This is a genomic window from Geothermobacter hydrogeniphilus (assembly GCF_002898515.1).
Lineage (GTDB): Bacteria > Desulfobacterota > Desulfuromonadia > Desulfuromonadales > Geothermobacteraceae > Geothermobacter_A.
Genome location: NZ_PPFX01000012.1, coordinates 84195 through 90699, shown reverse-complemented (window position 1 = coordinate 90699; position 6505 = coordinate 84195). Strand labels below are relative to the sequence as shown.

Sequence of the window (6505 nt, the reverse complement as noted above, 5' to 3'; positions counted from 1 at the left end):
GAAAAGCCTACGGGTTTCGAACCCTCAAATGCCTGCAAATCGCCCTATATCACGAGCTTGGCAAGTTGCCGGAACCTGATTATCTCCACAGATTCTGCTGACGAGCCAGAAAAAAAGCACAGCGGCGGCAAGCAATGCACCGACAATCAGATCGTGAAATAGGGAATCGCATGCCTCGGTCACGATATTGGACTGATCGTAAAATTTTTTAATCTGGGTGCCCTTAGGCAGAAGGGAGCTAAATTCCTTCAGTTCACGATCAACGCCGCGAACAACATCAATTGTGCTGGCATTAGGCTGCTTAAAGACAACAAACGAAACCGCCGGCAAGCCATTTCCATGCACTGTGTAATGACGCGGTACGCGCCCAGACGTAACGGTTGCGATATCTTTGAGAAGAACGGAGTCGGCACCATTTGCAACCACCGGCACCGAAAGAACATCGGAGATGGTCTGAAGTCGACTGTCACCGCGAATAAGGTACTCCCGCGACCCTCTATTGATGAAGTCGGCCGCCGCCACCCGGTTATACCTGGCTAGCGCGGCTGTCACATCACTGATAGTTAAATGTAAACGGGACAGTGCCTCGGGGCGGACGTGAACGACAAAGGCCGGCTCATCACCGCCCAGCACCTCCACTCGGGAAACCCCTTCCACGCCCATCAGACGGCTGGATAGATTCAACTGCACTGTGGCACGCAGATCAACCGGGTCTCCCGCGCCGTAAACCACGTACCCGGCAACCTCCTGAAGCGTGGTCCCGATATTTTCCAGCCGTGGCGTTACTCCAGCCGGCAGATCGCTTTGCACGGACGACAGCTCCGCCTGGACAAGTTGCCTGGCGTCAGTCAACCGAGTCCCCCAAGCGAACTCGGCGGTAATCTGAGAAATCCCCTCGACAGAGGTAGAGGATACGCGCCGCACACCGGGAATTGCACGAATGCGGTCCTCGATGGGACGGGTGATGAGCAGCTCCATGTCCTCGGACGCGGTTCCGGGATCATGGGAAATAATGTTTACGACCGGCACATCCAGTCCCGGAAACAGCCCCACAGGCAAATGCAGCAGGGCGAAGATGCCTCCCCAGGCGACAACAACGACAAACAGAATGACTGCAATGGGATTGGCGATAGTCAGTTGAAGAAACTTACGCATGCCTTAATCCTGCACCTTGAACTGCTCATTGAATTTTCGGTAGAAAAGCTCATAAGCTCCCCTGACAACGACCAACTGGTCCCCTCTCAATCCGGAAAGGATCTCAACCCAGCCGTCTTGCGCCATTCCTGTTTGGATGCCGAGGCGCTCATAGGTACCGTCTTTACCGACGAACAAAAACGGATGGTCCTGAGCGTCATAAACGATTGCCGATTCCGGTACCGCCAGGACGCCGGATCTCGGTTGAACCACGATTTCCCCCCCGACCGTTTGACCGGGTCGCAGTCGCGTGTCTATTTGTGGCCCTTCAATCCACACCGTCACGGCGCCAGTACTGGAAGCCAGCGGAAAAACCTGCCTGACTATGCCGGTGACCGTTTGGCTTTCGTTCAAGCGAACGGACGCCTCCCTGCCTCGCAACTCAAGGTCCCGTGGAGGAAAAAGAGACGCTTTGACCCGCAGCCGACCCGTATCGATGACGTCGCCGACAACCTGACCGGCGGCTACTTCCTGCCCCACACTAACCCGCCGATTGGTAAATATCCCATTCATGGGCGCGGTCATATGGCTTTGCCGATTTAAGATTTTCAGGTTCAACCGCGCATCGCGCAACTGCGTCTCCAGTTTGACCTTCGTTTCCTGCGCCGCAGCCACCTGAGCCTTGGTCGAAAGCCGGGTCTTGAGGTTCTCTTCAAGGCGCACGAGTGTTTCCTGGCTAAGTTGAACCTGTATTTTCAGGGATTCGATCTGGGCCGTGAGTCTGGCGTGGGTATCTTCGATTTGCGGGCCTCCCAACCGTATGACGGATTGCCCCATTTTGACAGGGCGTTGATCCTCGGCGTCAATGGCCTCGACCCGCCCCGCCACGAGAGCGGTCAATTCAATGGATGCCTGCGATTCCAATGTGCCGACCCAAGGGACCTTACGTGTGAAAGTGCGCTTAGCAGGATATGCGGTGCTGATCAGCGGCCCGGGGGCGGATGATGAATCGGTGGTGATTTTTCCTGCGACCGAATCCCGGGGTTCGATATGCAACAGGACATAGGCTCCAAATCCGATGAACACGACAACCATCAGCAGGATTGTAAGAAATTTGTTCTTCATTATTTTTTCTCCATTCCGGCCTCTGTCGATACCGCTTCCGACGACTGGTCTGTTCCCGGAATTTTATAAAAGCCCGATGCCAGCTCGAGCGCGACCACTGCCTGAGCAAGCTGACCTTTGAGATCAACAACTTTTATCTGCGCGTCGATTAGATCAGTCCATCCGGCGTAATAGACCAGGGCATTGGCTCGTCCATCAGCCAAAGCCCTGCGATAGTTATCCACCAGCCTCCCAAGATCAGTTTCCGTTGCTTGGGAGGCGGCAATCTGCTCGCCCAGGAACCGAATACCGGATTCAATTTGTTCAATGTCGGAACGGGTTTCAAAAACACGGGTTATGTACTCATCGTAAAGCTTCTTTCGAGTAGCTCGCTCGACTGCTATTTTCCCCTGGCCTCGGTTAAAAATCGGCAACTCGATGCTTAGGCTGAATCCAGTGGTCCGTAAGTTGTCGGTGTCTCTGTTGATCGTCGGGCCGACGTTGATCCTTGGAAATTGCTCCAGCACGGCCGTCCGAACTGCAGCCTCCTGGCTGTCGTACCCATGGCGCAATGCGAGAAGATCCAAACGCCTTTCCTCCAGCCCGTCCATTAAAGACGTATTCGGCAAGATAGTCCTGGATGGCAGAGGAAGTGTTTTACTCAAACGGATCTGTGAATTCGCCGGGAGTCCCAGTAGTCGCAGAAGCTTCAGTCGTTGTTGGTCGGCCTGTTTTTCAAGCGAGAGCAGTCGCTCATTTACACTTGAATTGGCGGTCTGGACTGAATTCAAATCGCTTGCGGTCATGAAACCATTCGAGACCGCTTCCCGGACATGTTCCAGATTTTCCACTAACTGTTGACGAACTTGCTCAAGCAGCGCGATTTGACTCTGCAGGCTCGACAATTGGTAGACGGCTGCCTTGGCCCCTTGGGCGACCTGCCACTCTTGCCAGGCAATATCCAAATCAATGGCCTCACTTTGTGCTTTTGCCTCCCGTACTCTTGAAGATCGAGAGATGAGAGACGTCACATTCCAGTTCAAACCCAAGCCAAAGGCGTTTACTCTGCCAGCCGTGTCGCCGCCTGTCGGCACGTCAAGGCTGTAAGTCAATTCAGGATTAGGCAATAAACCTGCATCGAGTACCAGTGCGCCCGACAGTGCTCTCTGATCGCGAATCGCACGCAGGGATGGATTCAGCAAAACCGCCAGAACGGCCGCACCGTCAGGTGAGAGTCCCTCATCCGCCTTCAGCTCAATCGGGTGGAGAATCGGATGTTTGATTTCACGCGCAAGAGCTCGCACCTGTGCCATGTCAGGAGGCTGCAACCTGGCACGAACCCCCTCCTCGGTGATGGGCATCGGGCGGTATGCGGCACAGCCATTGACGGTAACAAGGAGCAAAAAAGCGCCTACATATCGCCAGCAGCGTGCCCATTTTGCAAGATATTGTCCTGATCCTAAAAACCCACTTTCCACCATAGTTCGATTGAAACTCCATCGGGCTCGGTTTTTCAACCTATGAGCGGAACCTAGCCATGCCAGTCCACTCTACGGTCAGCTTGTTGCAGCTACTCAGGGGCCTTGGGTAGAAAGAAGCAGAAACCCCCCATCGCCGACAGCAAGATGTAACAGGCAATCCTTAAGGTTGCCTTAAGGGTGTGTCGGCTATCTTCAGGCAGGCTTAAGACTTCCGCGCTAGTCTGTGGGGGCCGGTAACAACCATCGATTCCCCAGTTTTCAGGTTGCCGGACCGAGCGGTGGAGAGCCCGCGGTCTCGCTGTTCGGATTCTTCGGCGCGGTGGAAGGAGACTCAGTGATGAGGTACAAGGAGATGTTGTTTTTCGGGATGCTTTCGGTCGGTGTGCTGGCCGGAACGCTGGCGGTGGCCGATGAGAATGACGCCCGTGAGATGCAGGCACTGAACGCCGCCAAGGTAAGCCTGACGGAGGCCATTACCCTGGCGCAGAACGCGGCAGGAGGAATGGCGGTAAGTGCCGAATTGGATGACGAAGAGACCGTACCCGTATATCTGGTCGAGGTGGTGTCCGGCGGCCGGGACTACGAGGTTCGAGTCGATCCCGGGACGGGAAAGGTGCTCGACAAGCGGCTTGATCCCGAGGATGATGATGACGGGGACCATGATAAGGCAGACCGCGATTGAGTTCATGACCGACCGGTCTCCAAGGTGGCCGGTCGGTATGTTCTGTGTAGGGGAAAACAACAACCCGGTCGGTGGCATTGCCCCGTTGGGCAATCATGGAGGTCTTTTTCATGAAACTCCTTTTGGTCGAAGATGATGCCATGATCGGCAAGGTGATGCACCAGGGATTGGTGCAGGAGGGTCACGTTGTCGACTGGGCTCGCTCCGCAGGGGATGCGACTATGGCGCTTCGCCTTGGCCATTACGAGATGGTGCTTCTCGACTTGGGGCTGCCGGATGGCTCCGGACTGGAGGTTCTGACCGACTACCGGCGCGGAGGCGGAGACGCTGCGGTCATCATTGTCACGGCCCGAGATGAGGTTGCCGAGCGGATTGCCGGGCTGGATGCCGGGGCCGATGATTTTGTCACCAAGCCCTTCGACCTTGACGAGTTGGGGGCACGGATGCGGGCGGTTCAGAGACGCCGCCACGGACGGATCGATCCACTGCTGGTCTATGGTGGCCTGAGCCTGAACCCGGCCACCAAAGTCTGCCGATTGCAAGGCAAGCACGTCTCCTTGTCGCCGCGGGAATATTCCCTTCTCGAAGCCCTGCTGGAATCCCCCGGACGGGTCGTAAGCCGGGAGTCGCTGGAGGAACGCCTCTACGGCTGGGAGACTGAGATCGAAAGCAATGCGGTCGAAGTGCATATCCATCATCTGCGCAGGAAACTGGGTAAAAAGAGGATCGTGACCATCCGTGGGGTAGGTTACCTGCTGGGGGATTGCAGATGAACTCGATGCGTAAAAGATTGCTGCGTTGGCTGCTGCTCGGTCAGTTGCTGGCGGTGGTTTTATGTTGCATCGTGAGTTTTCTCTACGTGCGCAACGAACTGGAAGATTTATTTGACGATCGCCTGCGACAGCTCGCCTACAGCGTGCCGGTCAGCGGAGATTTCGAGCTGCCCTCCCCGCCGCCGCTGACCAACCTGCAGGACGACGATGATGACTTCGTGATTCAGGTCTGGGATGAAAACGGGACCCTGCTCCATCACCTGAATCGCAAGGAAGGTACACCCTCGCTCGCCGAGGAAGGTTTCTCCACCCACTTCTCGCATAACATGCTCTGGCGCAGTTTTGTGCTGCGCCAGGGCGAACGACTGATTCAGACCAGCCAGCCCTTTTCCGACCGCCTGGAAATGACCACCGGGATCGCTGTCGGCGCCATTGCCCCGGTGCTGCTGCTGATCCTGGTGTTGGGTGGTATCATCTGGATCAGCGTCAGGCGCAGTTTGCGCCCTCTGACAATGCTGACAGAACAGTTGCGCCAGCGGCGCCCCCTGGCACTGAACCCGCTGCCTGAACAGGCTCTCCCGGATGAATTGCATCCCCTGGTACAGGCGTTGAATGGACTGTTGGGGCGACTCAAGGGGGCACTTGACGGCCAGAGACGGTTCGTTGCCGACGCGGCCCACGAATTGCGCACCCCGTTGACAGCCGTGTCCCTGCAGGCGCAGGTCCTGCAACTGGCGCGCAGCGACGAAGAGCGGACCCGGGCGCTGCGCCAGGTACGGGAAGGGATAGAACGGGCCTCCCATCTCGTCCACCAGTTGTTGACCCTGGCACGACTCGAGCCGGAGGATCAGCAGCGGCCATTCGAGCAGGTCGACCTCTGCACCCTGGTGAAGGAGGTGGTAGCCGAACAGGCGCCGGTTGCTGTGAAAAGGGATATCGATCTCGGCGTGAGTGAGTGTGAGCCTGCCGTTTTGGGCGGAGATGCGGAGGGGTTGCGTGTCCTGCTCGGCAACCTGTTGACCAACGCTATCCGCTACAGTCCCGTCGGGGGTCAGGTTGATGTTAGGCTACGCCGTGAAGCGGACCAGGTCGGGCTCGAGGTGGCGGACAGCGGCCCGGGAATCCCCCTGGCCGAGCGCGAACGGGTTTTCGAGCGTTTTTACCGCCGCCTTGGCAGCGAGGGGACAGGCAGCGGCCTGGGGCTGGCCATCGTGCGTGAGATTGTCACTCGTCACAGGGGGACCATCGAACTGACCGACGTTGAGCGAGGCACAGGCCTGCGAGTCTCGGTGCGCCTGCCTCTCAATTCAAGCCATGAACAAAGATGACAC

The 6505-nt window shown here is 57.0% G+C and carries 5 protein-coding genes and 1 pseudogene; 3 read left to right on the top strand and 3 right to left on the bottom strand.

Translation table 11 applies throughout. The features are described 5' to 3' along the window. Positions 1-111: 111 nt before the first annotated feature. The 3 genes and pseudogenes from C2E25_RS07315 to C2E25_RS07305 form a co-directional block, all read right to left on the bottom strand. Positions 112-1155: pseudogene (locus tag C2E25_RS07315) on the bottom strand (efflux RND transporter permease subunit); the annotation flags it as partial. A gap of 3 nt (positions 1156-1158) precedes the next feature. Next, complete coding sequence (locus C2E25_RS07310) at positions 1159-2259, bottom strand: efflux RND transporter periplasmic adaptor subunit (RefSeq protein WP_103115106.1); 1101 nt, start codon at positions 2257-2259, stop codon at positions 1159-1161. After that, a complete protein-coding gene (locus tag C2E25_RS07305; protein WP_103115105.1) occupies positions 2259-3719 on the bottom strand; it encodes a TolC family protein in 1461 nt (486 codons plus the stop codon). The genes C2E25_RS07310 and C2E25_RS07305 overlap by 1 nt, the downstream gene beginning before the upstream one ends. Positions 3720-4056: 337 nt before the next feature. Between C2E25_RS07305 and C2E25_RS07300 the strand changes: the two genes are divergently transcribed. From C2E25_RS07300 to C2E25_RS07290, 3 genes are all read left to right on the top strand, one after another. Continuing rightward, a complete protein-coding gene (locus tag C2E25_RS07300; protein ID WP_103115104.1) occupies positions 4057-4401 on the top strand; it encodes a PepSY domain-containing protein in 345 nt (114 codons plus the stop codon). 110 nt (positions 4402-4511) lie between these two features. Next, the gene (locus C2E25_RS07295; RefSeq protein ID WP_103115103.1) at positions 4512-5174 is read left to right on the top strand and encodes a winged helix-turn-helix domain-containing protein; all 663 of its coding nucleotides are present in this window, start codon (positions 4512-4514) and stop codon (positions 5172-5174) included. Next, complete coding sequence (locus C2E25_RS07290) at positions 5171-6502, top strand: ATP-binding protein (protein WP_103115102.1); 1332 nt, start codon at positions 5171-5173, stop codon at positions 6500-6502. Before C2E25_RS07295 ends, C2E25_RS07290 begins: the two co-directional genes overlap by 4 nt. The last annotated feature ends 3 nt before the right edge of the window (positions 6503-6505 follow it).